Genomic DNA, 24,388 nt, shown 5'->3' with positions numbered 1-24,388 from the left:
ATCTCATTAACCGTGATTGTCTATCTTGGGACCTTTGAAACCTTAGTACTCTATGCGCTAACTATACCAACATCTAACAAAATGCTCACCGTCAATATGAGTCACAGCAGGGGATTCATGCTTGCATTTTTCTGTAGCCAACTTACATCTAGGCCAAAAGTTGCATCCCTTAGGTAAGTTCATGGGGTCAGGCATCAATCCATCAATTGGATTTAGACGATTCTCTTCAATACCAATCTTAGGTATTGAATTCATCAACCCTATGGTATATGGATGTTTCATGTTTTTGAATATTTCATGAACTGATCCGTACTCTACTATTTCACCAGCATAAATCACGGCTGCTTTTTCGCAAGTCTGCGCAACTATCCCTAAGTCATGAGTTATGAGTATCGTAGCCATATTAAATTTCTTTTTTAACTCATTCATCATTTCCAGAACTTGAGCCTGTATAGTGACGTCTAAAGCGGTAGTAGGTTCATCTGCAATAAGCACCTTGGGATTACATGCCAGTGCCATAGCAATAACAACGCGCTGTTTCATTCCTCCAGAAAATTGGTGTGGGTAATCGCTCATTCGAACTGGATCAATACCGACTAACTCCATCATTTCTGATGCTTTCTTTGTTGCCTTTGCTGATGAAACATGCATGTGCGTTTTGATGGCTTCCGCTATTTGATCTCCCACTATCATAATGGGGTTTAAGGATGTCATCGGGTCTTGAAAAATCATAGAGACTTGTTCACCACGAACTTTTCTGATTTCAGAACTCGTCATACCTAAAATATCTTTATTTTTATAAAGTATCGTTCCTGACTCAATATGACCGGGAGGGGTAGGTATAATTCTCATAATGCTTTTAGCTAACGTTGTTTTGCCTGCTCCTGTTTCCCCAACAATCCCTAAAGTCACACCTTCATCTAAATCAAGATCAATCCCATTAAGAGCTTCAACAGTACCATCTTCAGTTTCATAACTCACTCTTAGGTTCCTTATTTCAAGTATTTTTCCCATAATGCTCATTCCTTACCTTATGATAGTTTATTTTTTCATTTTGGGGTCTAAAGCATCGCGTAGTCCATCACCAAATAAATTGAAAGCAACTACCGTAATTACTAAAAAAAGCCCAGGGAAAACCGAGATGTGCCATGCATGACGCATATAAACCTTAGCTGATGTAAGAATGGCTCCCCACTCGGGAGTTGGCGGTTGAATTCCCAACCCTATATATGACAACCCCGCCACAAGTAATATGGACGTACCAATCTGAAGTGTAAACTGAACAAGAATAGGAGCCATGGCATTAGGAAGTATGTACTGCAGAATTATAGTAAAATCGTTAGCCCCTACAGCCCGCGCTGCCTCAATAAATTCTTTTTCTTTAACAGACATAATAGCTGCTCTGGAAATACGCGAAAAAGCGGCCATACGCGAAACGCCAAGTGCTATTAACAAGTTAACTGTGTTTGCGCCAAGTGCTGCCACAATTGCCATAGCAAGTAAAATGAACGGACATGCCATAAAAATATCCATTATGCGCATGATAATGTTATCTATTTTCCCGCCATAGAATCCAGCCACTATTCCCAGCGGGCCACCCATCAAAAATGATAATGTTACAGCACTGAATCCAAGCATTAACGAATACTTCGTGCCCCATAGGATCCTTAAAAACACATCCCTACCAAACTCATCACATCCAAATATATGATGCAAGCTTGGTTTCGCTAATTTATTTCTCAAATTTTGCTTAATAATGTACTCATTATAAATAGAGTTGTCAGTAAAGAAATCTATTGCAACGACTGCTACAACTATCAAAAGTAGTGTGGCGATAATAAATAAACCAACCATGGCCCTTTTATTGTACTTAAACTGGCGCCAGGCCTGCTGAAGCAAAGTTCTGTCTCGTTCGGATTGATGTGGTTTAGTTAATGTGATATTAGCATTCATTACTATTACCTCTTGGCTTTGTATTGTGATTTGATCCGTGGATCGACATACGCATAAAGTAAATCTACAAATAAATTAATGAACGTGGAAAAAACCGACAACATAACGACTGAAGCTAATATAGAAGGTGTATCCAGAAAACTAATCGACTCAACAATAAATCTGCCAACTCCAGGCCACGCAAAAATTGACTCCGTAACGACCGATCCCCCGAGTAAACTACCGAAATTAATTCCGATGATTGTGAGTATGGGGATTAACGCATTCGGAAGCATGTGTTTGATAGTTATGGCTGTTTCTTTTAATCCCTTTGCTCTTGCTGTATCAATATAATCTTGACGCACAACTTCTAACATTGACGCTCGGGTTGTTCGTGCTATTACCGCTAAGGTATTGGTAGAAAGGGTAAATGCCGGAAGTATAAGGCTTTTCAACATGCCAGGAAAACCAGTCTGCATCCCAGCGGCTGGAAGAATTCCAAGCATTAACGAAAAAACAAGAACTAAGATTAACCCCATCCAAAAAACCGGGGAGGCGGCCAAAAATAACGTTACTACCATCACGATATTATCAAAGGTGGAATATTGTTTTATTGCTGAGATGATCCCCACCGGTATTCCTATTATTATAGCTATAAAAACTGCTGAGGCTGCTAGTATCATGGTGTTTTTCAATCTTATAATTATCTGAGAGGAGATTTCCAAATTGTTTCTATACGATGTGCCGAGATCCCCTCGAATCGCATTAACAATGAATCTGCCATACCTAACCAAAAAAGGGTCATTAAGGCCCATTTTTTCTCTAATATTTTGAAGATCAATTTCCGTAGCGTCATTTCCCGCAATTATTCTTGCCGGATCACCAGGTGTGAAATTCATAATAGCAAACACAAGGAATGTAGCTCCGAGTAAAACGGGGATAACAAATATGAATCTTTTTAAAATATATCTTATCATGCCAATACCTTCCTTTATTGGCGCATCAACAAGCATAACGGTGACGAAATTAATCATCGTCAGCGTGACACGCCACGTTTATGTGATAGTTAGCAAATCGTTAAGTATAACCTACTCTCTATTTGAGCAATTGGAAATCACTCTTTTCGCAAGGGGGTCTCTTTACTTGTATTATTACGGAGTCGCATCAACGGCTCTATACAATTTTCGCCAACAACTCCATCATGATGTGAGGCAGGGATAGAAACACATCATTCGAGTCGAAATATTTAATATTGCGAGTAAATCAAGATTCTAAAGTAAGACTACTATAATTTATTTTTTTGTCAAATTTCACAGAATTGATCAGCGACACAAGTCTCAAGGCTACTGTAATTTCATTTTCGATAAATATAATTTTATTCAACTTGAATCGTCAGGGTATCTTCGCCTCTGGTTTTACTGCCGTTTCGTTGAGTTTTCTACAGGAGCGAATGGTCTTCCTGCATTCCTTTATGTCCGGATACGTTCTTCCGGAACGTTCTTCTTCGTCCTTTTCAAGGAATAACAAGCCTATAAGTCTCATAACGGATACATCGTCGAACAGCTTTTTCTCTTAGACGGATCTCCTCGTTGAGCCTCTGTATCATGTTGGTGCTCCTGAATCTTTTATAGTATTTCTTTGGAAGTACGTAATGGCACCTGCCAGAAGGAAGGAGTAGACGGCTTCTGAAAGATCTCTCTCGCGTGCTGTCATCAGAACTATGACGACTACTTTTTTGCTGGCCTACTCTGGTGGATATTTAACGTTGCTTATGTTGTTTGCAAGACAGAATACAGATTTTGTACGGATTATAAATTATAGAATGATTGCGGCAGAAATATTGAGAACTGTGGCTGGGAGTATAGGCTTAGTTTTGATTGCACCTATTACCGCTGTAATTACTGGATGGATCTATTCTTACGATGTAGAGACACTTAAAGATAGGGTCAGGTGTCCTTTGGGGAAAAATACAAGGTAATGTACAAAGTCTATAGCTTCTTTAATACTTTCTAAGTGTTGCTACGGCAAACCTATATGAGTACATATGGAGTTCAGGCATTAAAAAAGGGTCCCGGCATTATGCCGGGACCCTTGTGTTCTCAATGGTGGGTGGTAGAGGAATTGAACCTCTGACCTCTTCCGCGTCAAGGAAGCGTTCTCCCCCTGAACTAACCACCCAACGACTCGGTATTCTACAGGTCTAAGTGCGAAATGTCAATAACTGCAAGACAATCAAAACCCCTACTTCTTTTTGTTGGTCTTTTGCTCCCCTAATTCCTTACCGCGTCGGGTTGCCTCTGCAATAGCCCGGATAAAGGACGCACGGACCGCTCCTTCCTCCAATTCATAAAGCCCTTCGATAGTGGTACCACCAGGGGTAACCACACCATCTTTCAGTTCCGCTGGATGTTTTCCTGTTTCCAAAACAAGTTTTGCTGCCCCGATCATCGTCGCGGCAGAGGCCTTTAGTGCCAAATCTTTCGGAATTCCAACTCGGAGGCCCCCGTAGGTCAATGCCTCAAGCACTGTAAACATATAGGCGGGCCCTGATCCTGAAATGCCCGTTATGGCGTCAAGATTTGGCTCTGCTGTTTCTTCACTTTCTCCAAGAAGGCCGAAAAGAAGTTTGGTTTTTTTCATATCTTCTTCTGTCACATTTTCAGAAGGCGTATAGGCCGTAAAAGCAGCATTAACAGCGGCACATATATTTGTCATTCCCCGAATCCATCTTGCATGGGGGGCTGCTTCTGCAAGCTGCTCTAATCGAATACCCGCTGCCATAGAAAAACATAGCTTGTTTGTCAGATTTTGCGCCAGAGAAGCCACCACGGGAAGTTGAATATGAGGCTTCAGCGCAAAAACCACCACGTCTGCCCTTGCTATAGCTTCGTTGCTTTCCTCATAACAAATACCCAGTTCTTCGAGGGATTCCACCTTTTGTCTATCTTTGTCGTAGGCTATGACTGTGCAATTTTCCTTCACCCATCCCCTGGCCACAGAACTGCCAAGCATTCCCGCTCCGATAACAGCAATGGTACATCTTTTTTTATTCACCATGAACATCTACTCCTTTTGCCCTGGCCCACTCAAACATTCCTAAGGCAGCAGCGACACCTGCATTGAGCGAACCTGTTTTCCCTGTTATAGGGATGCGAAGCAACATGTCGCACCGCTGGGCAACGAGACGGGACAACCCCTCACCTTCTGCTCCAACAACAATTGAGGACTTGTCTGGGTATGTTGCCCCCCAAAGGGATTGGGGCGCATTATGGTCAAGTCCCACCACCCAGAAGCCTTCCTCCTGAAGCCGGGTTATCGTCTGTGCAATATTCGTTACGGATATCATGGGTACTCGCAACGCTGCCCCAGCACTCACTTTCACTACCGTTCCGCCAGGTAAGGCCGAGCGGCGTTTTGAATAAACAACAGCCGTAGCTCCAGCAGCCTCTGCCGTACGTATAATAGCTCCCAAGTTGTGAGGGTCAAGTATGTGATCAAGAACTACAAGAAGAATCGGCCCTTCCTTTGTTTTTAAGGTGGGTAGAAAATCTTCCATATCCAGTTGTTCCACCATTGTTATTTTTGCCACTGCCCCCTGGTGGTTCTCTCCGGGGCACATTTCATCAACCAAAGTTGACGCCACTTTTTGAAAAGGGACCTTAGCAGAACGGGCAAGGGTCATTACTTCTCCTGAAAAGGAAGGATGGGCCCTTTCTGAGATCCAGACTTTTAAACATTTCTGTGGTGAGTATTGGAGAAGATCTAAAACTGGCTGGCGTCCCCATATAAGATCTTCATCAATTTGTTTCCTCACATCTGGCATTTTGATATAAGGTTTCTTGCCATATGGTTTCTGATTCTCTCTCTTTTTATTCTCCATTTTTCTACTATATGGTTTTTTGCTATCTGGCTTACTATTATCACGACGCTGTTTTGCGCTCATAGTGGTCCTCCCTTTCAAGCTGCCTGGCATATTCCTGAAGATAGGCAGAAGTATACCCTTGTCTGCTTTTGATTATTTCTTCTGGCGTTCCCTGGGTTACTATAGAACCGCCCTCCATTCCTCCCTCGGGGCCTAGATCGATAATATAATCTGACGATAGAAGTACATCCAGATTATGCTCGATGGTCACCACAGTATTTCCCTGATCCACGATGCGATGGAGAATGTGAAGCAACTTCTTCACATCTGTATAAAATAAACCTGTTGTTGGTTCGTCGAGAAGATACAGAGTAGGACCGGTGAAGCGTTTACTCAGCTCTTTTGCAAGTTTAACCCGTTGTGCTTCTCCCCCGCTCAAGGTGAGGGCCGATTGACCAAGACGAATATATCCGAGACCTGCTTCTTGAATTAAGGCCAGTTTTGATGCAATGCGGGGAATTTCCTTAAAAAACTCAAAAGCATCATCTACTGTCATATTCAAAACATCAGCAATGTTTCTCCCTTTATAACGAACTTCAAGAGTTTCTCTGTTATACCTTGTTCCTCCGCAAACCTCACAGTCCACGTAAACATCGGGCAAAAAAAGCATGGAAACTTTAACAGATCCAGCTCCGCTGCAAGCTTCACATCGTCCACTCCTTACGTTGAAACTAAACCTGCCAGGTGCATATCCACGTATTTTTGATTCTGGAAGCTCTGCAAAAAGTTCGCGGATGAGAGTAAAGAGACCTGTGTATGTTGCTGGATTTGACCTTGGAGTTCTACCAATTGGACTTTGATCCACAAGCACCACATTTCTAAATTGCTCTGCCCCATCAATGCCTAGATGTTTCCCGGCTCTCTCTCTGAAATCTTTGTCCAGAATACGTTTCATACCCTTATATAGCACATCATACAAGAGGCTGCTCTTTCCAGATCCCGAGACTCCGCTGATGCAGGAGAAAACACGTGAAGGTATTGCTACATCAATTTCCTTAAGGTTGTGATGGGCAACCTTCCGTAATGTGAGCCAATGAGAAGTATTACGCACATCTCTTCTTCTAATACATCCTGAAACTTCCCCTCGCAAATAGGGACCAGTTAAAGCATTGGTATTGAGCACCTCTTCAGCTGTTCCTGCATTAACAATTTCTCCACCCTGCTCTCCTGCACCAGGCCCCATTTCTACAATAGCGTCAGCTGCAAGCATTGTTTCACGATCATGTTCCACGACTACTACAGTGTTGCCAAGATCTCGAATGGAGCGAAGGGTACGCAAAAGACGATCGGTATCTCTGGAATGAAGGCCAATGGTCGGTTCATCAAGAACGTAGAGAACCCCGCTGAGCTTTGAACCTATCTGAGTAGCCAAACGAATACGCTGACTCTCACCGCCACTTAAAGTATCTGCGCGACGCATAAGGGACAGATATCCAACGCCCACATCGACAAGAAAAGAGAGTCTCTTTTCAAGCTCTATCATCACTTGACCCATAATTTTTTGTTCATTTTCAGTGAATTCCATTTCTTTAAGCACGGGTAACAGTCTATCCACAGGCATTTCCACCAGCTCATCAATAGTGTGGTGGTTTAATTGAACCATAAGAGCTTCAGGACGTAGACGGTAACCATGACATGTTTGACATATATCTTCCACACGATATCCGGCTAACTCTTCTAGGACATTCTCAGATTCCGTTTCATTCCATCTCCCTTCCAACCATGGAAGGAGCCCTTCATATCGCCCCATATACTGATGCCGTTCTCCGCGGTCAGAGAAGAACATGGGAAGTCTTTCATCGCTCCCATAAAGGATAAAGTTCTGTACATTCTTTGGCAGCGTTCCATATGGCTGAGTCAAATCCCATCCTTTCGACTGAGAGAAAGTGTACAGCTTGCTCAGCATGTAGTGCTTTTTTTTCCAGGGAAGAAGAGCGCCCTCTTCCACTGAGCGGACGGGGTCTATGGCATGCTCTTCAGAAAAGTGTTCGTGGCTGCCAAGACCAGAACAATCAGGGCAGGCTCCGTAAGGGTTATTAAATGAAAATAGCCGCGGCTCTATTTCCGGAAGGGAGATGCCACAGTCAGGACAGGCATAGTTTTCTGTGAGAAGCTGCTCTTTTCCCCCCTCTGTGACAAGGAGCACATATCCTCCAGAGAGGCTCAAGGCTGCCTCTACAGCTTCGCTAATACGCCCTTTCCGGTCGTCCAGGACTTTCAGTCGATCAATTACCACTTCAATAGTGTGTCTTTTATTCTTATCAAGGGCAATCTCTTCTTCTAACCAGTAAATAGTTCCATCCACCCTTACGCGCATGAATCCCTTCTCCCTATTTTGGGCAAAAAGATTTTTAAACTCCCCTTTTTTCCCTCGAACCTGAGGGGAAAGAATTTCAAGCCGCTGGTCCGGGTAGTTCCTGAATATAACGTCCACAATTTCATCAAGGGAATATCGAATGACGGCCTTCCCGCACGATGGGCAGTATGGAACTCCTAGCCTACCATACAAAAGTCTCAGATAGTCATAAATCTCCGTTACGGTACCCACTGTTGAGCGAGGGTTATGGGATGTACCTTTCTGTTCTATTGAAATAGCTGGAGATAATCCTGAAATGTCATCCACATCAGGTTTTTTTTGTATTCCTAAAAATTGTCGGGCATAGGCAGAAAGGGATTCTACATACCGGCGCTGACCCTCTGCATATAGTGTATCAAAAGCCAGGGATGACTTCCCGGAACCTGATGGCCCTGTAATAACCACAAGTTTATTTTTTGGAAGTGTTACGTTTATATTTTTGAGATTGTGCTCTCTTGCTCCTCTTATGCTGATAAGATGCAACACGCTGCCACTCCTTCCCTTTTGAGTCTGTCAATATATCACGAATTTGCGCAGCTTTTTCAAAATCAAGTTTTTCTACTGCTTCCCACATGAGGCGTTCTAGATCACTATGGGTGTATTCCTGAACTTCTTTTGTTCTTCTCCCTCTGCGGCTCTCTAATTTTACAGCATCGGAAGTAAGTTCTTCTGGAAGAAGGTTTTGTACTGTTTTACTAATAGTTTGAGGTATAATGCCATGCTTTTCATTGAAAAGCATCTGTATTTCTCTTCGCCTGCGAGTCTCTTGTACAGAAGTCCTAATACTCTCAGTTTCCACATCGGCATAAAGTACGACTTGCCCCCGCGTGTTTCTCGCCGCTCGCCCCATGATCTGTATAAGCGACCGATGAGAACGGAGAAAGCCTTCTCTGTCAGCATCAAGGATAGCCACCAGCGACACCTCAGGAAGATCCATCCCCTCTCTCAGCAGGTTAATACCAACAAGAATAGAAACTTCTCCGCTTCGAAGATCACGTATGAGTTCTGCTCGCTCAAAAGCATTTAATTCCGAATGGATATATTTTACTTTGAACTGCAGATCTGCCAAGTATTCAGCTAGATCTTCTGACGATTTTTTTGTTAATGTCGTTACAAGTGCCCGTTCTCCCCTTGCTGTGATACCTCGCAGTCTATCAACGAGATCATCAACCTGTCCAGTTGCAGGACTCACCACTACCTCAGGATCCACCACTCCAGTGGGCCGAATTATCTGTTCCGCTACACAGGTGGAAACTTCTCGTTCCCAATCCCCAGGAGTAGCTGAGATAAAAATAACTTGACGAAGATATTTTTTAAACTCCCTCCAGTTGAGAGGTCTATTGTCAAGACATGAAGGGAGGCGAAAACCATTTTCCACGAGGGTAGTCTTCCTGGCCCTATCTCCGTTATACATGCCCCTCACCTGAGGAAGGGTAATGTGAGACTCATCTATTACCATAATAAAATCATCGGGGAAGAAATCAAGAAGAGTTCCAGGGGGTTCTCCAGGATTGCGGCCATCAAGATATCGCGAGTAATTCTCTATGCCTGAGCAGTAGCCCACTTCTGCAAGCATCTCCATATCATATCGGGTCCTCATCTCTAAACGTTGTGCCTCGAGAAGTTTTCCCTGTTTTTTCAATAGGTGAAGCTGCTCATCAAGTTCCTGCTGTATTTGCCCCATAGCTTTATCTATGGCATCTCGACTTGTAACATAATGCTGGGCAGGGAAAATAGAAGCTTTAGGAAGCTGTTTCAGTGTATGGCCACTCACGGGATCAATTTCATCAATGCGTTCAATTTCATCGTCAAAAAAAGCGACTCTGAGTGCCGTTTCACTATAGGATGGATAGATTTCAAGAACATCTCCTCGTGCCCTGAACTTTCCTGCTTCAAGAAGCATGTCATTCCGAGCGTAATAATTATCTATTAGCCGCTCCATAAAACCTCTACGATCCCATTTTTCCCCCACAGCAAAGGGAAATATAACTTCTTCGTACATTTCCTTTTTTCCAAGGCCATAGATACAAGATACGCTAGCTACAACAATAACATCCCTTCGTTCAACAAGAGCTTTCGTTGCTGCAAGACGCAATTTCTCTATACGGTCATTGATAGAGGCATCTTTTTCTATATAAGTGTCACTCGAGGGAATATAGGCTTCCGGCTGGTAATAATCATAATAACTTACAAAATAATGGACAGCATTGTGGGGGAAAAATGTTTTAAACTCAGTATAAAGTTGTGCTGCCAATGTTTTATTATGAGCCAGAACAAGAACGGGACGATCAAACTGGGCCAGTACATTTGCCACAGTAAAGGTTTTTCCACTCCCCGTAACTCCTAAGAGAGTTTGGAAACGTGTTCCATTTTTAAGGGATTCAACAAGTTTTTCTATAGCTTCAGGCTGATCTCCAGAAGGTCCCCAATCTGCTTTCAAATTAAAAATTCCAGACATGACGTTTCAACTCCTCTTGTTACCCCTCTAGTCTATCATTCGTTAGAAAAGTAAAAAAGCGTGCCCACAAAAGCGGGCACGCTTAGAGATTATCAGATGGTACTGTTATGCAAGATTACTTGCCACTTCAGGCTTCGTACTTCCCTTTCGTCTCAACTCTTCTTTTTTGCTCTCTTTAACGTCGCCATGGAGCAATCTTTCTTCCTGCTCTTCGGTCTCTTCCTCTGTAACGAAACCCAGAAGTTCATCAAGTTCTTTCCCTTCAATGACTTCTTTTTCTAGAAGGGTCTCAGCGACCATTTCGACCTGCTCTTTCTTTTCTGTCAGAATCTGCTTGGCCTTTTCGTAGCAGCCGTCAATAATGGCCTTTACTTCCTGGTCTATCATGTATGCAACATTATCGCTATAGTTTTTATCGTCCGCGATGTCCCGCCCCAAAAAGACTTCCTGATGTTTATGTCCTAACTTCACGAGACCAAGAGCATCGCTCATGCCAAATTCCGTTACCATCCTTCTTGCAATTTGAGTAGCTCTGTCAAGATCGTTCCCAGCACCAGTAGTCACGTCACCAAAGGTGAGCTCTTCTGCCACACGGCCTCCCAGAAGTACTGTAATCTGATTTGTCAGTTCCGTCTTGGACATTAGGAAACGATCCTCATCAGGCAGCTGAAGCGTATACCCTAAAGCCATATGACCTCGCGGTATAATCGATATCTTATGTACGGGATCACAATTGGGCAAATACTTCGCCACCAAAGCGTGCCCTGTTTCATGAAACGCGATGATCCTTCGCTCTTTGTCGCTAACAAGGCGACTCTTACGCTCAGGTCCAGCGATTACACGATCTATCCCTTCTTCAAACTCAGCCATGGTAATGAGGCTTTTGCCAGCTCTAGCTGCCAAAAGGGCCGCTTCATTGACGAGGTTCGCAAGATCCGCTCCCACAAAACCAGGGGTTCTACGAGCCACCACCCCCAGATCCACATCATCGGCTATCTTCTTGTTCCTCACATGGACAGCCAATATTTCTTCTCTTCCTTTTACATCTGGGCGATCCACGACAATGTGACGATCGAAACGTCCCGGCCGTAAAAGCGCAGGATCAAGGATATCCGGCCTGTTTGTGGCTGCGATGAGAATAATCCCCGTAGACTCATCAAATCCATCCAGTTCAACCAAAAGCTGGTTCAGCGTCTGCTCCCTTTCATCGTGACCGCCACCAAGACCAGCCCCACGATGACGGCCCACAGCATCCATTTCGTCTATAAAAATAATACATGGCTGATATTTCCGTGCCTGCTCGAAAAGATCCCGAACTCGGGCTGCGCCAACACCTACGAACATTTCAACAAAGTCCGAGCCGCTCACACTGAAGAAAGGAACATCGGCCTCTCCTGCGGCAGCGCGAGCCAACAATGTTTTCCCCGTACCAGGAGGTCCGAGAAGAAGCACTCCCTTAGGCACTTTCGCCCCTAAGGCCCTGAATTTTCCAGGATCTCGAAGAAACTGGATGACCTCACTCAGTTCTTCTTTGGACTCATCGCATCCAGCCACGTCGTCAAAGGTGACTTTAGGACGGTTATCGAGAAAAAGCTTCGCCTTGCTTTTTGCGAAATTCATGACCTTCCCCCCGCCGCCCTGCATGTTGTAGAGGAAGAATATCCACACTCCTATTAACAGCAACGTAGGGAAGAAAGAAGAAATCATTGTCGCCCACCATGGGGTTTTCTGTGGTGGTTCTACCTGGACATTAACATTTTTCCCTGCTATTTCTTTCGCAAGATCTCCTGTCCCTACAACCTCAGCCTGAAAACTTCTGCCGTCAATAAAGCGGCCGGATACGGTGTTTTCTTTTATCGTAACGCTTTTAATTTGTCCTGTATCTACTGCAGTCAGGAACTCGGAGTACGTGATTACTTCCGCCTGCTGTGGACTTTGAGCTGGTGATAAGAAAACGTTTACAAGGCTTACTACAAGTACTACGAGAATCAGGTACAACCCGAGATTCTTGATCAATCGGCCCACTAAATATCGCCGCCTCTCATTGATTTTCCCTCTTCGGGGCTATTCATATATATATCAACCATATGGATCGATGGCAAGTTCCGCCATTTCCCTGCATAGTCCAGACCATACCCCACCACGAACTTATCAGGGATGTCAAATCCTTTATAATCTACATTGACCGGTACCTTGCGCCGTTCCTCTTTGTCAAGCAACACACACACCCGTATACTCTCCGGTTCTCGCTCTCCCATCATACGAATGAGATAAGACAAGGTTAAACCACTATCCACAATATCCTCTACGATCAACACGTTTTTTCCCCTTATGTTTATATCAATATCCTTCGTTATTTTAACAATACCACTCGTTTTGGTGGAATCACCATAGGAGGAAACTGCCATAAAGTCCATGACTACGTCTACATCTTGATCTATGTAACGGATAAGATCTGAAAGGAAAATAACCGCACCTTTCAATATGCCTATTGTAACAAGCTCTTTCCCAGCATAATCTTTGCTTATCTGTTTAGCAAGTTCCTTTACCCTACTCTGTATAACTTCATCTGACAGAAGTATGTCTGAAACAACATATTCCATTCTATTGTACTCCCTCCAGCGCCGATGCCACAGGCTCAAGCCTCAAAATTATCTGTGCTCCTCCATGATACTCTTTGTCAGAAAAAGTGCCTTCAAAAGGTATCCACTGCCATTTTTCACTTTTTGAAAAAACCGGCCATATTTTCTGTAACCACCAGGGTATTTTTTTCATTTTCCTATTTTTCAGGCTAGAAGACTCACTATCTGCAGGTGAAACAATGAGGCTGCTCCCCAGCTCCAAAGGGAAAGCCTCTTGAAACCTTCCTGTAGAAGACGTCAAGGATCCTGAAAAGTGCTGTTTCTTTTCCCAATGCACCTTCCAGTAGCCCCATAAAAACACACCCCTGTCTCCTTTAAAAACAATCTCTTTAGATATAGCGTGAGTATTATACAAGAGTTTTGGATTTATCCATACCATAAAACCTGAACCACAACAAATAAAAGCTTTATTTTCCCATTGAAATAACCACCGACCAGAAGTTTTTAAAGTTGCAATCAGGGATGTAAGGCGATTCCTTGTCAATGTTTTGAGACTCAACTTTCTTCCAATAGCCCGTATAAACCATGCCTGTTCCTGCTCTGAGAGGGAACGAACAAATGAAAGTGCCGTCCCATACATAGAGAAAGGGACATTTTCTTTGCCCCATTGAACAAGCAACTCTCCCTGCTCCTCTTCACGTCGGCGGAATTCCTGCATATCCTGTGCGAAATCGACAAAATGCTGACGCGTAGAGGAATTTATTGTTCTTTCAAGCAATGGAATGATTTCATGACGGATGCGGTTCCTGACGTAGGTCGTGTCAAGGTTTGTAGGGTCTTCTCTCCAACTAATTCCGCGAGCCTGCAAAAGACGCCTTAAGTCTTCTCGCCACCATCCAGAGAGGGGGCGTATAAATTGTCCCCGGACCTCGGGTATGCCCACAAGTCCGAAGGGACCTGACCCACGGCAAAGATTGAATAACAGTGTTTCTGCTATATCATCAGCTGTATGGCCAAGCGCAACAACTGTTGCTCCTTCTGAAGCCGCTATCTGCTCAAAAAAATCGTAGCGAACCCTTCGGGCTCCTTCTTCTAGACTCTCACCCTTGCGTAAAAGGCGTGGGACAACAACATGCTCTATCTCGAATTCGCAACCCCATGCCTCTGCAAGCTTTTTTACGAAAGCCGCGTCTTCTATTGAACTTATTTCTCTAATGCCATGCTCCAAATGAGCCACGATAACCTTTCCAGGCCAGAATTGCACAAAGAACCAGAGCAGAGCAACAGAATCACTGCCACCAGAAACGGCAACTACAGCTGGTCCTATCTTTTCTGCCCAGCCCTGTTTTCTGGCTACAGCCCAGAATTGATCCCTTAAATATGGAAGTGATAATTCATATGGAAGTTGTTTTTCTAAACCTTTCATTTCAACCATTCAGCCACCTCCCAGAAAAGAGGTGAAACAAAAATGGCGGGAGATGGGTCCCCCGCCTATGAATTCATATTTGGTGGCGGTGACTGGAATCGAACCAGTGACACTGCGGGTATGAACCGCATGCTCTAGCCATCTGAGCTACACCGCCAAATTGGTTGCGGGGGCAGGATTTGAACCTGCGACCTTCGGGTTATGAGCCCGACGAGCTTCCTGACTGCTCCACCCCGCGATCTATATAGACATAACTAAAACCCAAATTAAGTACATTGTGGTGCCGGACGCGGGACTCGAACCCGCACGGACTTTTCTGTCCCCAGGATTTTAAGTCCCGTGCGTCTACCTATTCCGCCAGCCCGGCCAGCACTCAGACATTATAAGGAGCTCTTTAAGTTCTGTCAAGGGATTGACTACATGTCGTTGTAAGCGGCCCATGTAATCATGTCTGTATAGACAGTATATGGGGTATAACAATTATAATCACTTCGTTCTTTTCTTTTTCTGTATACTGAGTCGAAAACAACGAACCTAAAATGGGAATATCCCCAAGAAGGGGAAACTTATATTGGTTTTCCCTTTTTAGTTCTTTAAATAATCCTCCTATGACGAAAGGCTCCCCATCTCGAACTCGCACCTGGGTTTCCACTTGCCTTGTACTTGTCTCCGGATATGTTTCGCCTCTGGCTCCCTCCCTCCATGAAACAACCTCACCCGTTTTTATAACAAGCTTAATAGTTATGATCTCATCCCTTCCTACAAAAGGAGTTATTTCAAGTTGAGGCCCTACTTCCTCTGAAACATATGTAGGATTGCCCGCCTCATCACGTGTCGATACGTATGGATACTTTTGAACAAGCTGTATTCTTGCCTTCGTTCCCTCGATAGTTATAACTGACGGCTCTGCAAGAATGTGCCCCTTTTCTTCCTTTTCAAGGGTTGATATTAAGGCGTCCAATTTTTTTACTGTACCAGAAAGGGAAGTTATGTCTTCACCAAACATCCCTTCGCTGTAAGAATCACTGTACCCTATTCGACCAGGAGTCCCTCTGCCTTTATATTCCAGCATCCAGTGTTTATAAATTGATTCCAGGCACGACGCAACCTCATGTGAGGCGCGGTCTGCTATCTCAACAATCCTGGCCTCGATCATAACCTGCTTCCCTGGACGGTCTATAAGTTCAACGTATCGCTCCACTTTCAGAAGTTGCTCTCTATCAGCAGTTACATAAAGAGTGTTTAATCTTTCATCTTCCACAATTTTTTGAACCCCAGTAGCCTGTTTGACCATTTTTGCGGTGCTAGCGATATCGCTGTAGGCCAGCCTGAAAGATTTTGTTTCTGTCAAACCTAATATTTCCCCTAAATTTTCTTTTTTTCCTACCCAAAGAGTTTTGTCGCCCAAAGCAACAAATCGGAGGTCATTTGAACGGAGGAGATAAAAAAAAGCCTGGCTGGCTGAAATTTCTTTTAAAATTATTGTGGTTTTTCTCTCGGGGACGGAATCATCCAAGATAAGGTTCATATCCCAATATTCGGCAAAGAGGCGAAACGCGTCAGGCAGCAAAACATCGCGAAGAGAAAGAGAGACAGGCTCAGAGGCCATTTTTTCGGATATAGGCAAAAATGCTCCTTCCCCTGATTGCAACTCATGATATTGTCTTTTTCCCCTATAAGAGCCTTGCTCCCCTGTCCCCTCTCTTTGCAATGTAAAGCACCAACTGGAGGACCGCTTTTCCCCATCGGCTTTATGGAGATTAAGTTTTAATCCTGTTTTGTGCAAGACGCTCATTTCTATGTATCCTTCTTTCTGCATGACATTGATGCTTAACAGAAGTGGCCCTTCATAATCACGATTCCATGTGGTAGAGGGAAGAACAACATTTCTCCACTTCAAAATTGTTTTTTGTTTATTTATCTCCACTATTTCTGGTTTAGGCAAATTTTGTCCCCCAACATAAACGGTGACCTTATCATGCTGAGCTTGCTCTACAGATACACCTGTCATAGTTCCCTTCTCCGTTCCATAAAGCTGACTGTTCTTTACAACGCACAAAAGCACTATCAATATGAACGTTCCCCAAATACGAAGAAGGAGGCGATTTCTATTCATTAGACGTTCCTCCTATTTTCAATTTCTGGGTACATTTTTGTTCTATTTCCAAATTCATAACATCTAGTGAAATATGTGTCACTTTTACTTTTCCGTCATATAGAACATCCCCTTCTTTCACGAGGAGTCCTTTTTCTCCGCCTTCCTCGTCAAGAAGGGAAAATCTACCCGTTTGCCCTACTATAACCCCTTTAAGAATCAAAGGTGTCTCTAAGTCTTCTTCTATGGCGTCTGTTTCTTTTGCATCATGAAAAAATGGAGTACTCCTGCGGGGGACAGCAAAGAGCAAAGAAGAATCCTCATCTTTTTTAGGCACCTGGGCTCCCTCAAGAACTGCCTGCAAATTTCTGGCAAGTTTTATATTATATTCATGCTGCGCTAAAGTGGTCTCGTCCATAGATAAAGTATGTGTTTCACTGTAAGGAGCAAGAGATAAAGAGGGCAACCATACACTTATGCAGCAAATAAAACAACAAATTCCTGCTAGAAGAAAAGCTGGAATGGCAATTTTTATAAAAAAATGTTTTTTAGACATTCTTCTCGTCCTTCTTTTTGCACTCTAAATAAAGTTTTAGACGATCTCCGTTTTCACCTTTGGAGAGCTCTCCTGAATGAATGAGGAATGGTGAACTGAAAGCCTCAAGTTCCTCTATAAAGGAAACACACTCGCGATAAGGGCCTTCTGCACTTAAAATAACAACTTCACCTGCAGAAGAATCTTGTCGCAGATCTAAAAGAATCAGGCTACATTTATCGGTGATATCAGATAACCACTCTAGAGAGGATTTTCTCTCTCCTAAACAAGACTGTGTTATTTCTTTTTCATGGCGGGCCAGAACTTCCTTAAAAAGGTTGTTGTCTTTAAGCAAAAGGGAAGCGTCATTTTGTATATGCTGTTCTTTTTCTAAAAGCCTGGTAATTTTATTTTTCATGAAACGCAGATCGTTACACAAAAAACATAGCCCTATAACTATACAAAGTACGGCTAGGATACCTGCACGATAGAAGGACAGAAAAATAATTCTCTGTCTTTTCATAACTATTCCTCCAATTTAACGAAAAGCAATCTTAATTTAAAATTGGATCGTTCTCCATTTTTAGAAAAATGCGGATAGTTTATGTCCTGAAGGTAAAGATTTTTATACAACTCTTCTCCCCAAATAAAAATCTCCCTACCCTCGCCTTCCCCACTGAGGAGCATTTCTTCTCTTTTAAATTGTATTTGGTCTAACACAACACTATCTGGAATGGAATTTATCAAAAACCGCAACACTTCTGAATGGTTATTTTTGTGGCAACTTGATGCCTCAAGACGTAAAGAACATGTTTTAATGAGATCTTTCTGTTTCATTGCCAAGTTCTTTTTAACAGACAAAACTTTATTTATATTTTGCCTTTTCGCCGCTATTTGACTGTCAAGTTCAATTGCCTTCTGATGGCAACAATAAATAGCCCCCCCTCCTGTTAGTAAGAAACATACCAATAAAGCTGTAAAACCCCATTTATTTATACGGAAGAGTAATGAAGCATGACCACCTTTATAATAAGAGCGCAGCAAATCTAATTTAATGTCCATTGTAACTCTCTCAATGCCAGGCCAAAGGGGATTTCCCACCCTTTAAGCGACAAGGCATGGCCTTTTATATTCCACATATGATTGAGGGGCGGGAGTTCTTTCATTTCCGGAGCCATTCTTTTTCTTATTTCCAATGCAGTTCCGCTCTCCCCTCCTGCCCAAAACCAATGGTTGTCTTTGAGTAAAAGACTATCTATTCCAATACTCTCATTGTCCATGCCCAGAACTGACGAAACTGTGTCTGTAAAAATATACTCTTCCTCAGAAACCATTAGCCTGTGGAGAATTGTACCGTCTGCGTAAAAAAGAGTAACCGGCCTGTAATCTGATCCATAGGGCCCCCCTACACCTCTTAAAAGACTAACTTGGGGAGGCTCTATACATGCAGCACCTATGCGAGAATGATGCAATATCCTTAAAAAGCGCTTAATAACCTGGTTTAGGGCCGCTGAAACGAGAAAGCTTACTTTTGGGGTAGAAGATCTCTCGTTGCTTTCGTAACGGAAACTATCACAACATATTTTGTCCCATGCCACTTTAAAACGTCGTTTAACCTCCCATTCTAATGCTTTCTCCAGCTCTCTTTGTGGCAATTCTGGAAAGTGTAGCGTTTCAAGAAATATATGGGTAATGGGAAGAGTACAGTTAATCAATACATTTTTGGGAAAGGAAGCTTCTTCCACTAGGTTTTTTAAAAGCTTCACCCAATCAAAAAAAGATTCAAATAGGCTCGCTTCTTCAGGGACCGGATACTCTATATTTTTTTTAACACTCAAATGCCCTTTCTCCCAACCTAGAACCACACACCGGACCCACGATTTTTCAACAGACAGACCTGCTAAGGGAATTTTCTTTTTTGAATGCTGAGAAAAAATTTTATGCATTGCTTTTCTTTCCCACCTTTATTATTCGTTGATCAAATAAAATGACCACTCTTTATCAGCATTTGAAAAACAATCAATAACGCATCCCACCGAGTAACTGATGTTTTTTAGAGAAGCTTTTGAACTGATAAGGTATATTATTCTGTCTTTTTGCAAGGATATTAAGAAAGAAATATTAGTTATGACATCAACATCATTTATCTGGAATGCTTTGATATGAGATGGCATTTGCTCATTGACAACTGCTTCATTTACACCTTCTATTTCCGGAAAAATTTTTTCTAGCCAGCTGGAAACTGCCGTTATTCCAGAAACTGCTGCGTGATGAAGTCTGACTGTTCTTTCGAGGTTTCGGATTACTGATATTTTCTCTGTCATTAAAGTATAAAAACATGGAAGACACGCAAGTAGAACAGACATGAAAATAAGCACAAAAATTAACACAAAACCCCTTTTTGCCCTTACATGTTTCGAGCGTGAAATGCCGTTACCACCTTTGATCTTTTACCTCTGCTTTCTATCTCTATACACACTTCTAAAACTCCTTCCTGCTTATGATAAGTGAATTCCATACGAGAAATTCCGTTAACCACCGGCTGTGCACTCTGCTTAGTAACATCATGAAAATAAAGGGCATCCATTCCTTCTCGGGGACCTCTTTTCACATAGAACCTCGATGCACGTAAAAAGTGCAGAAAGGAGCCAATAGGAATTGATTCAACGTCTTGTGCAGACTCTGCAAGTTTTACCTTTGTCCCTGAAATATACGCCACCCTAAAGGGTCGCGTTGCTCCTGGAAAAACAACCCAATTGAGAGTCTTCCTCGCTTTACCACCATACGTAGGCTCCACTTTGCTTGACTTTGGCACGCCTGAGAGGGTTACTTCCTGTAGAGAGGGAGCAATTGAGATCACTTTTAAAAGAGATGGAAGGGTATAAACACATCTCAATTCATTTCCCCAATCTTTATTCATGATCTCTGCATCAAAATTCGGAACCACATTCAGCGCCCTCCCCCAATGAGCAATAGAAGTGACTTCCTCAAAGAGCTTTTCGAAGTCGAGAGAAGCTGGAATGCCTTGCCCTGCATTGAGAATTTGAGGCATCATTATAGAAAAGACATGAGAAACTTTTACTTCCATATTATGGCCATGGGATATGTAAGACCTTAACAATACTACCCTTTGTACCCCCTGAAAAAAAATCCCTCCAAGGATAAGCGAAACACAAAGGGCTATTATTACTTCTATAAGAGTTCGGCCAGGCGAGAAGACGATCTTGCCCTTCTGGTTACTCGCGCCAAAGAGTAATCTCATAAATAGGCTTATCCTCATTGGGAAGACAGGGATCCAATGCCATGACATGAACTGTTTTTATGTTCTCTTCCAGGGTGCTTTCTTCTTTTAATTTTAGGCCGTTACAAAGCTCTGTTGGCAAATTGCTCTCCGCTCGATAGTGAGCTGCGAGACTTGCCATGAAATATCTATTGCCTGTTGTGAGAGTTACTCCCAATACATATAAAAATCGCCATACTCCTGTCAATAAAAACAAGGCGATCATTACGCTTGTAAGGATTTCTGGCAAAGATACACCTTTTGACTTTTTTATCATTGAACCTTTAACCATACCCATTTCCCAGTTTCGCTGTCATAAGAGGTTATTGGCGGAGCAGCTGTTAGAGAACTGTAAAGTCCGCTCTCTGATGAATGTTTAGCAAGTCGAAGGAGTACCTTTTTATCAAGGGGGCCTGTCCCCACATAAATTGAATCTTCTTCTTCACAAATTGAATATTTCCCATTCAAGAGACTAGAATCAAGAAAAGGATCGAGAAGAGTTATATCTGAAAGGACTCCGTCTAGGTCTTCTTCATCAACAGAATACATAATATAAGCAAACCTTATCGAGTTTAGATCGGAAAGGACACGGACAGCTTTTGCCGAAGCAATGGTTCTAGTGGCTGCGATAACCACTCCTCCAGAAAGAAGGCCGATAACCATAAGCACAACTAGCAGTTCAATCAAAGAAAATCCTTTTTCTTTTCGAGTGCTCAATTTCACTCTTACAGCTCCTTTCTAAAATAATGAGATTCTTTGAAAAGCATTTAATAACGGGAAAAATAACACACCCACGAAGATAAGAACAATACCGCCAAGGGAAAAAATCATTATGGGCTCGGCGAGTACCTCTATTCTCTTCATTCTGTCTTGCGCCTCCTCTTTAAGGCGATCACTGACAAGTGGCAAAGTTTGTCTTAGTGTTCCCGATCTTTCAGAAAGAGACAAAATGCGCACTATAAGAGGACTATAAAAATCTTCCTGGGAACGCAAAGATTCACCTAAGGACAGGCCTTTTTCAACATTCTCTGCTACAGTAAAAAAGCTTCTTTCTACTTTTTTGTTTCCCGTCACAGATCCCGAAAGCTTAATAGCTTCAAGAAGAGGCACGCCAGAATTCAGGAGAGCAGCGAGTGTTTGAAAACTCCTTGAGAGAAAGACTTCTTTCCAAAGCTTATTTTTAGAAAATATCTTATCCCACAAAGAATTTTTTAAAAAACAATTTGTAAAAGAAAGCATTCCCAAAACGCCGCATATGGTCCCTATCCCAACGGTAAGGAAAAACTTCGAGAAAGAAAGAAACAAACGAGTCGAGGCAGGAAGAGCTATGCCCAAATCGGCTAAAACCGCTTCTATTTGTGGAAAAACCTTAAAGAACAGAATGTTCAGCACAACCACACTAACAATCGCAACAAAAGCAGGATAAACCAACGCGCCAATAAGTTTCTTTCTAAAAACCCTCCTTTGCATGAAGTAAGAAGAAAGATAACGCAACATCTTTAAGAGCTCTCCGCTTTCTTCTCCTGCGCTCACCATAGCTAAAACTCCCGGAGGCCAGTCTCCGCTCAACCCAAGACTTTCGCTAAAGGATTTTCCTCCTCTCAATTCATCTTGGATTTTTTGCAAAATGGAACGCAAAGTTGCCTGGGGCAATTCACTTTCCATTATGTAAAGGGAGTCAGACAAAGTTCCTCCCATGGAAATCATCGCTGATAAATGGGTGAAGAATAAACATAGATCTTCTAACGAAAGAATTTTTCTTCTTGATGGGAAGAGCCTCATGTTTTCACTTTTTTTCTTTTCCTGTAGAGATACAACAATAAGTCCCCTTTCAAAAAGCATAGAAAGGGCCTCATATTGAGAACCAGCCTCTAAACTCCCTTTTATCTTTTCCCCCCTAACTGTACGAGCAGAATAGAAATAGAGCATTTATTTAATCACCTCGTTAAATCCCCGTCCTTCCAGAAGAAATGCTTAAGATCTCTTCATAGGTAGTAAGTCCCCTTTCAACTTTAAGCATGCCATTTTCTACGAGAGTTCTCATCCCTTCTTTGCGTGCTTGAGTACGTATCTTTTGAACTGGGGCTTTGTGAAGCAAAAGCTCTTGCACTCTCTCAGTTATAGGGAGATATTCAAACACCCCCACCCTTCCATGAAATCCCCTCCCCCCACAATAAGAGCACCCCACAGGACTGTTTGAATCCGGTTTTTTACAGAGTGGACATAATAATCGAATAAGTCGCTGGGAAACAACTGCTTTAAGTGAAGAGACAATTAAGAAAGGCGGAACTCCCATCTCTATGAGCCTTAAAGGAGCATTAGCCGCATCGTCAGTGTGCAAAGTTGAAAGGACCAGGTGACCAGTAAGTGCTGCCCGCATTACAAGATGGGCAGTTTCAGAATCTCGAATTTCTCCGACAAGGATAATATCTGGATCCTGGCGAAGTAACGAGCGTAAGACCACTTCAAAAGTTCGACCTGCCCTTTCATCGACCTCAACCTGATTTATACCTTCGTGGAATCTCTCTACCGGATCTTCAATGGTCGTCACATTAAGAGTAAGGACGTTTACTTTCTTTATCAGCGCATGCAGTGTGGTAGACTTGCCACTCCCTGTGGGGCCAGTCACCAATATAAGCCCTTCCTTTTGAGAAAGAAGTTGTTCAAGAAGTTCCATGTCTCTTTGCTCAAATCCTAATTGATAAATGTTATCGGGAATCCTGGAAGAATCGAGGAGGCGCAAAGCAATTTTTTCGCCATCCACGGTAGGAAGTGATGATACACGTACGTCTAAAGAATCTTGTAAACCAGTCTTTATGTTAAATTGGCCATCCTGAGGACGCCTTTTATCAGAAATATCCATAGATGCCATTATCTTAATTCGCGAGATTATAGCAGGATGAAAATGCAAAGAAAAGGAGTAAACAGCACGACAATATCCATCTATGCGAAACCTTACCCTGCTCCATGCCGACAACCCCTCTATATGAATGTCAGAAGCACCATTTTTTGCGGCCTCATTAATTATACGATCTACAAAATCTACAATATCCTTTGCGGGAAAGGCTGCGTCATAATCATCTGCATTGGTAAGATGAAGCATGTCAATGCAAGAGCGAATACTCGTAAGTGGTGACAAAAAGGGAACTATCCTTACCCCTGTTTTTTTGAATCTTTTTTTCAAGTCGCTGGAGAAGAAAGGGTCAAAAAGAGCGATAGCCAAAAGTTTCTCCTTCTCAGAAAAGGCAATGGGAATGATCCCTAAGGCACTCATTTCTTTTAAAGAAAAAAACTGTGTACCTTTTATAAATATAGGAAACAAGGGTAGATAAGCTTGCGGAATCTGCGTCGCTGCTTTTATGCAAGACAAGATTTCATCTTCTTTATCAGGAAAGTGTTGCAATAGTAGGCGAGCAAGTGGGAAAGGCTTTTTTATATTAATCTCAAAAGAACTTCTTTTCTCAATGAAAAATTTAAATTCCTTATGTTGCAAAAGAAGAGCATAAAACTTTTGCCACATATTCTCTGAATTTAAAACAATCAATAAGCATCACCACAAATATATTTTATAGTCAAAAACGTCACAATGACCATACCATAGATATTTGTGTCTTTCAGATGCAAAAAAAGCGATCTCAAAGAATAGGATAGGAAAGTTAACATTTAGTGCTATTTTTTATCTTCTAACGTCATATAAGCTTGCATTTGCTAAGAAAAGAAGGGGAAAGGAGGGTTTTTATTAGTTTAAAGGGGTTCTTCAAAGAAAGGAAAACATATGAAGGCACAAAAAAAGATCCCTGGC

At 42.6% G+C, this 24,388-nt stretch carries 22 protein-coding genes, 4 tRNA genes and 1 pseudogene; 1 reads left to right on the top strand and 26 read right to left on the bottom strand.

Annotation, left to right across the window (positions count from 1 at the left end; genetic code table 11):
• Positions 1 to 57: 57 nt before the first annotated feature.
• The 4 genes from B2U56_RS03555 to B2U56_RS03540 all read right to left on the bottom strand — a co-directional run bounded on the left by B2U56_RS03555 (position 58) and on the right by B2U56_RS03540 (position 3,474).
• On the bottom strand, positions 58 to 1,014 hold the full coding sequence (locus B2U56_RS03555; RefSeq protein ID WP_286952365.1) for an ABC transporter ATP-binding protein: 957 nt from the start codon (positions 1,012 to 1,014) through the stop codon (positions 58 to 60).
• A gap of 27 nt (positions 1,015 to 1,041) precedes the next feature.
• Positions 1,042 to 1,953 carry an ABC transporter permease gene (locus B2U56_RS03550; protein ID WP_286952363.1) on the bottom strand — a complete coding sequence of 304 codons (912 nt, stop codon included), beginning with the start codon at positions 1,951 to 1,953 and terminating at the stop codon, positions 1,042 to 1,044.
• Positions 1,954 to 1,958: 5 nt separating this feature from the next.
• Positions 1,959 to 2,909: an ABC transporter permease gene (locus B2U56_RS03545; protein ID WP_213701010.1), complete on the bottom strand. Its 951-nt coding sequence runs from the start codon at positions 2,907 to 2,909 to the stop codon at positions 1,959 to 1,961.
• 415 nt (positions 2,910 to 3,324) lie between these two features.
• A complete protein-coding gene (locus B2U56_RS03540; protein WP_286677044.1) occupies positions 3,325 to 3,474 on the bottom strand; it encodes a hypothetical protein in 150 nt (49 codons plus the stop codon).
• Positions 3,475 to 3,628: 154 nt separating this feature from the next.
• Between B2U56_RS03540 and B2U56_RS03530 the strand changes: the two are divergent.
• Positions 3,629 to 3,910: pseudogene (locus B2U56_RS03530) on the top strand (YibE/F family protein); the annotation flags it as partial.
• Positions 3,911 to 4,035: 125 nt separating this feature from the next.
• On the opposite strand, the gene B2U56_RS03525 reads toward B2U56_RS03530, so the two are convergent.
• The 22 genes from B2U56_RS03525 to B2U56_RS03420 all read right to left on the bottom strand — a co-directional run bounded on the left by B2U56_RS03525 (position 4,036) and on the right by B2U56_RS03420 (position 23,860).
• Positions 4,036 to 4,110 (bottom strand) — tRNA-Val (locus B2U56_RS03525).
• Positions 4,111 to 4,173: 63 nt separating this feature from the next.
• Entirely contained in the window at positions 4,174 to 4,989 is an 816-nt protein-coding gene (proC, locus tag B2U56_RS03520) for a pyrroline-5-carboxylate reductase (protein WP_013048182.1), read from the bottom strand.
• On the bottom strand, positions 4,979 to 5,875 hold the full coding sequence (gene rlmB, locus B2U56_RS03515; RefSeq protein WP_286952360.1) for a 23S rRNA (guanosine(2251)-2'-O)-methyltransferase RlmB: 897 nt from the start codon (positions 5,873 to 5,875) through the stop codon (positions 4,979 to 4,981). Before rlmB ends, proC begins: the two co-directional genes overlap by 11 nt.
• Positions 5,853 to 8,696 carry an excinuclease ABC subunit UvrA gene (uvrA, locus tag B2U56_RS03510; RefSeq protein ID WP_286952358.1) on the bottom strand — a complete coding sequence of 948 codons (2,844 nt, stop codon included), beginning with the start codon at positions 8,694 to 8,696 and terminating at the stop codon, positions 5,853 to 5,855. The genes rlmB and uvrA overlap by 23 nt, the downstream gene beginning before the upstream one ends.
• A complete protein-coding gene (gene uvrB / locus B2U56_RS03505) occupies positions 8,620 to 10,668 on the bottom strand; it encodes an excinuclease ABC subunit UvrB (protein WP_286952356.1) in 2,049 nt (682 codons plus the stop codon). The genes uvrA and uvrB overlap by 77 nt, the downstream gene beginning before the upstream one ends.
• Before the next feature lie 105 nt (positions 10,669 to 10,773).
• Positions 10,774 to 12,693, bottom strand: coding sequence for an ATP-dependent zinc metalloprotease FtsH (gene ftsH / locus B2U56_RS03500; protein ID WP_013048178.1), 1,920 nt, complete (start codon positions 12,691 to 12,693; stop codon positions 10,774 to 10,776).
• Positions 12,693 to 13,271 carry a hypoxanthine phosphoribosyltransferase gene (gene hpt / locus B2U56_RS03495; protein ID WP_286952354.1) on the bottom strand — a complete coding sequence of 193 codons (579 nt, stop codon included), beginning with the start codon at positions 13,269 to 13,271 and terminating at the stop codon, positions 12,693 to 12,695. The genes ftsH and hpt overlap by 1 nt, the downstream gene beginning before the upstream one ends.
• 1 nt (position 13,272) lies before the next feature.
• Entirely contained in the window at positions 13,273 to 14,685 is a 1,413-nt protein-coding gene (tilS, locus tag B2U56_RS03490; protein WP_286952352.1) for a tRNA lysidine(34) synthetase TilS, read from the bottom strand.
• A 71-nt stretch (positions 14,686 to 14,756) separates the two neighbouring features.
• Positions 14,757 to 14,833 (bottom strand) — tRNA-Met (locus B2U56_RS03485).
• A gap of 4 nt (positions 14,834 to 14,837) precedes the next feature.
• A tRNA-Met gene (locus tag B2U56_RS03480) sits at positions 14,838 to 14,914 on the bottom strand.
• Between the two features lie 40 nt (positions 14,915 to 14,954).
• A tRNA-Leu gene (locus B2U56_RS03475) sits at positions 14,955 to 15,043 on the bottom strand.
• Between the two features lie 78 nt (positions 15,044 to 15,121).
• Positions 15,122 to 16,792, bottom strand: coding sequence for a type II secretion system protein GspD (locus B2U56_RS03470; protein WP_286952350.1), 1,671 nt, complete (start codon positions 16,790 to 16,792; stop codon positions 15,122 to 15,124).
• Positions 16,785 to 17,327, bottom strand: coding sequence for a hypothetical protein (locus B2U56_RS03465; RefSeq protein ID WP_286952348.1), 543 nt, complete (start codon positions 17,325 to 17,327; stop codon positions 16,785 to 16,787). The genes B2U56_RS03470 and B2U56_RS03465 overlap by 8 nt, the downstream gene beginning before the upstream one ends.
• Positions 17,320 to 17,829: a hypothetical protein gene (locus B2U56_RS03460; RefSeq protein ID WP_286952346.1), complete on the bottom strand. Its 510-nt coding sequence runs from the start codon at positions 17,827 to 17,829 to the stop codon at positions 17,320 to 17,322. Before B2U56_RS03460 ends, B2U56_RS03465 begins: the two co-directional genes overlap by 8 nt.
• 2 nt (positions 17,830 to 17,831) lie before the next feature.
• A complete protein-coding gene (locus B2U56_RS03455; protein WP_286952344.1) occupies positions 17,832 to 18,368 on the bottom strand; it encodes a hypothetical protein in 537 nt (178 codons plus the stop codon).
• Positions 18,353 to 19,144 (bottom strand): hypothetical protein, encoded by a 792-nt coding sequence (locus B2U56_RS03450; RefSeq protein WP_286952342.1) that lies wholly within the window; start codon positions 19,142 to 19,144, stop codon positions 18,353 to 18,355. The genes B2U56_RS03455 and B2U56_RS03450 overlap by 16 nt, the downstream gene beginning before the upstream one ends.
• A 129-nt stretch (positions 19,145 to 19,273) precedes the next feature.
• Entirely contained in the window at positions 19,274 to 19,696 is a 423-nt protein-coding gene (locus B2U56_RS03445; protein ID WP_286952340.1) for a hypothetical protein, read from the bottom strand.
• Between the two features lie 17 nt (positions 19,697 to 19,713).
• Positions 19,714 to 20,568, bottom strand: a complete 855-nt coding sequence (locus B2U56_RS03440; RefSeq protein ID WP_286952338.1) for a hypothetical protein — start codon at positions 20,566 to 20,568, stop codon at positions 19,714 to 19,716.
• Positions 20,543 to 20,836, bottom strand: coding sequence for a hypothetical protein (locus B2U56_RS03435; protein ID WP_213701014.1), 294 nt, complete (start codon positions 20,834 to 20,836; stop codon positions 20,543 to 20,545). The genes B2U56_RS03440 and B2U56_RS03435 overlap by 26 nt, the downstream gene beginning before the upstream one ends.
• A gap of 23 nt (positions 20,837 to 20,859) precedes the next feature.
• The gene (locus tag B2U56_RS03430; RefSeq protein WP_013048167.1) at positions 20,860 to 21,309 is read right to left on the bottom strand and encodes a type II secretion system protein; all 450 of its coding nucleotides are present in this window, start codon (positions 21,307 to 21,309) and stop codon (positions 20,860 to 20,862) included.
• A gap of 15 nt (positions 21,310 to 21,324) precedes the next feature.
• The gene (locus tag B2U56_RS03425; RefSeq protein WP_213701015.1) at positions 21,325 to 22,515 is read right to left on the bottom strand and encodes a type II secretion system F family protein; all 1,191 of its coding nucleotides are present in this window, start codon (positions 22,513 to 22,515) and stop codon (positions 21,325 to 21,327) included.
• 16 nt (positions 22,516 to 22,531) lie between these two features.
• Complete coding sequence (locus B2U56_RS03420; RefSeq protein WP_349679257.1) at positions 22,532 to 23,860, bottom strand: GspE/PulE family protein; 1,329 nt, start codon at positions 23,858 to 23,860, stop codon at positions 22,532 to 22,534.
• Positions 23,861 to 24,388: the final 528 nt, after the last annotated feature.

Origin of the sequence: Aminobacterium sp. UBA4987, from assembly GCF_002396985.1 — a bacterium.
Taxonomy (GTDB): domain Bacteria; phylum Synergistota; class Synergistia; order Synergistales; family Aminobacteriaceae; genus Aminobacterium; species Aminobacterium colombiense.
The sequence above is the reverse complement of the archived record's forward strand: the minus strand, read 5'-3'. Positions and strand labels throughout refer to the sequence as shown.

What these genes read in the sequence shown, in the direction of transcription:
- tilS (WP_286952352.1), bottom strand. Translation starts at nt 14,685, where the DNA reads ATGGTTGAAATGAAAGGTTTAGAAAAACAACTTCCATATGAATTATCA.
- B2U56_RS03540 (WP_286677044.1), bottom strand. Translation starts at nt 3,474, where the DNA reads ATGAGACTTATAGGCTTGTTATTCCTTGAAAAGGACGAAGAAGAACGT.
- B2U56_RS03440 (WP_286952338.1), bottom strand. Translation starts at nt 20,568, where the DNA reads ATGAGATTACTCTTTGGCGCGAGTAACCAGAAGGGCAAGATCGTCTTC.
- rlmB (WP_286952360.1), bottom strand. Translation starts at nt 5,875, where the DNA reads ATGAGCGCAAAACAGCGTCGTGATAATAGTAAGCCAGATAGCAAAAAA.
- B2U56_RS03550 (WP_286952363.1), bottom strand. Translation starts at nt 1,953, where the DNA reads ATGAATGCTAATATCACATTAACTAAACCACATCAATCCGAACGAGAC.
- B2U56_RS03470 (WP_286952350.1), bottom strand. Translation starts at nt 16,792, where the DNA reads ATGAATAGAAATCGCCTCCTTCTTCGTATTTGGGGAACGTTCATATTG.
- B2U56_RS03455 (WP_286952344.1), bottom strand. Translation starts at nt 18,368, where the DNA reads ATGGACATTAAATTAGATTTGCTGCGCTCTTATTATAAAGGTGGTCAT.
- proC (WP_013048182.1), bottom strand. Translation starts at nt 4,989, where the DNA reads ATGGTGAATAAAAAAAGATGTACCATTGCTGTTATCGGAGCGGGAATG.
- B2U56_RS03555 (WP_286952365.1), bottom strand. Translation starts at nt 1,014, where the DNA reads ATGGGAAAAATACTTGAAATAAGGAACCTAAGAGTGAGTTATGAAACT.
- B2U56_RS03460 (WP_286952346.1), bottom strand. Translation starts at nt 17,829, where the DNA reads ATGAAAAGACAGAGAATTATTTTTCTGTCCTTCTATCGTGCAGGTATC.
- B2U56_RS03420 (WP_349679257.1), bottom strand. Translation starts at nt 23,860, where the DNA reads ATGAGTGCCTTAGGGATCATTCCCATTGCCTTTTCTGAGAAGGAGAAA.
- uvrB (WP_286952356.1), bottom strand. Translation starts at nt 10,668, where the DNA reads ATGTCTGGAATTTTTAATTTGAAAGCAGATTGGGGACCTTCTGGAGAT.
- B2U56_RS03545 (WP_213701010.1), bottom strand. Translation starts at nt 2,909, where the DNA reads ATGATAAGATATATTTTAAAAAGATTCATATTTGTTATCCCCGTTTTA.
- hpt (WP_286952354.1), bottom strand. Translation starts at nt 13,271, where the DNA reads ATGGAATATGTTGTTTCAGACATACTTCTGTCAGATGAAGTTATACAG.
- B2U56_RS03465 (WP_286952348.1), bottom strand. Translation starts at nt 17,327, where the DNA reads ATGTCTAAAAAACATTTTTTTATAAAAATTGCCATTCCAGCTTTTCTT.
- B2U56_RS03425 (WP_213701015.1), bottom strand. Translation starts at nt 22,515, where the DNA reads ATGCTCTATTTCTATTCTGCTCGTACAGTTAGGGGGGAAAAGATAAAA.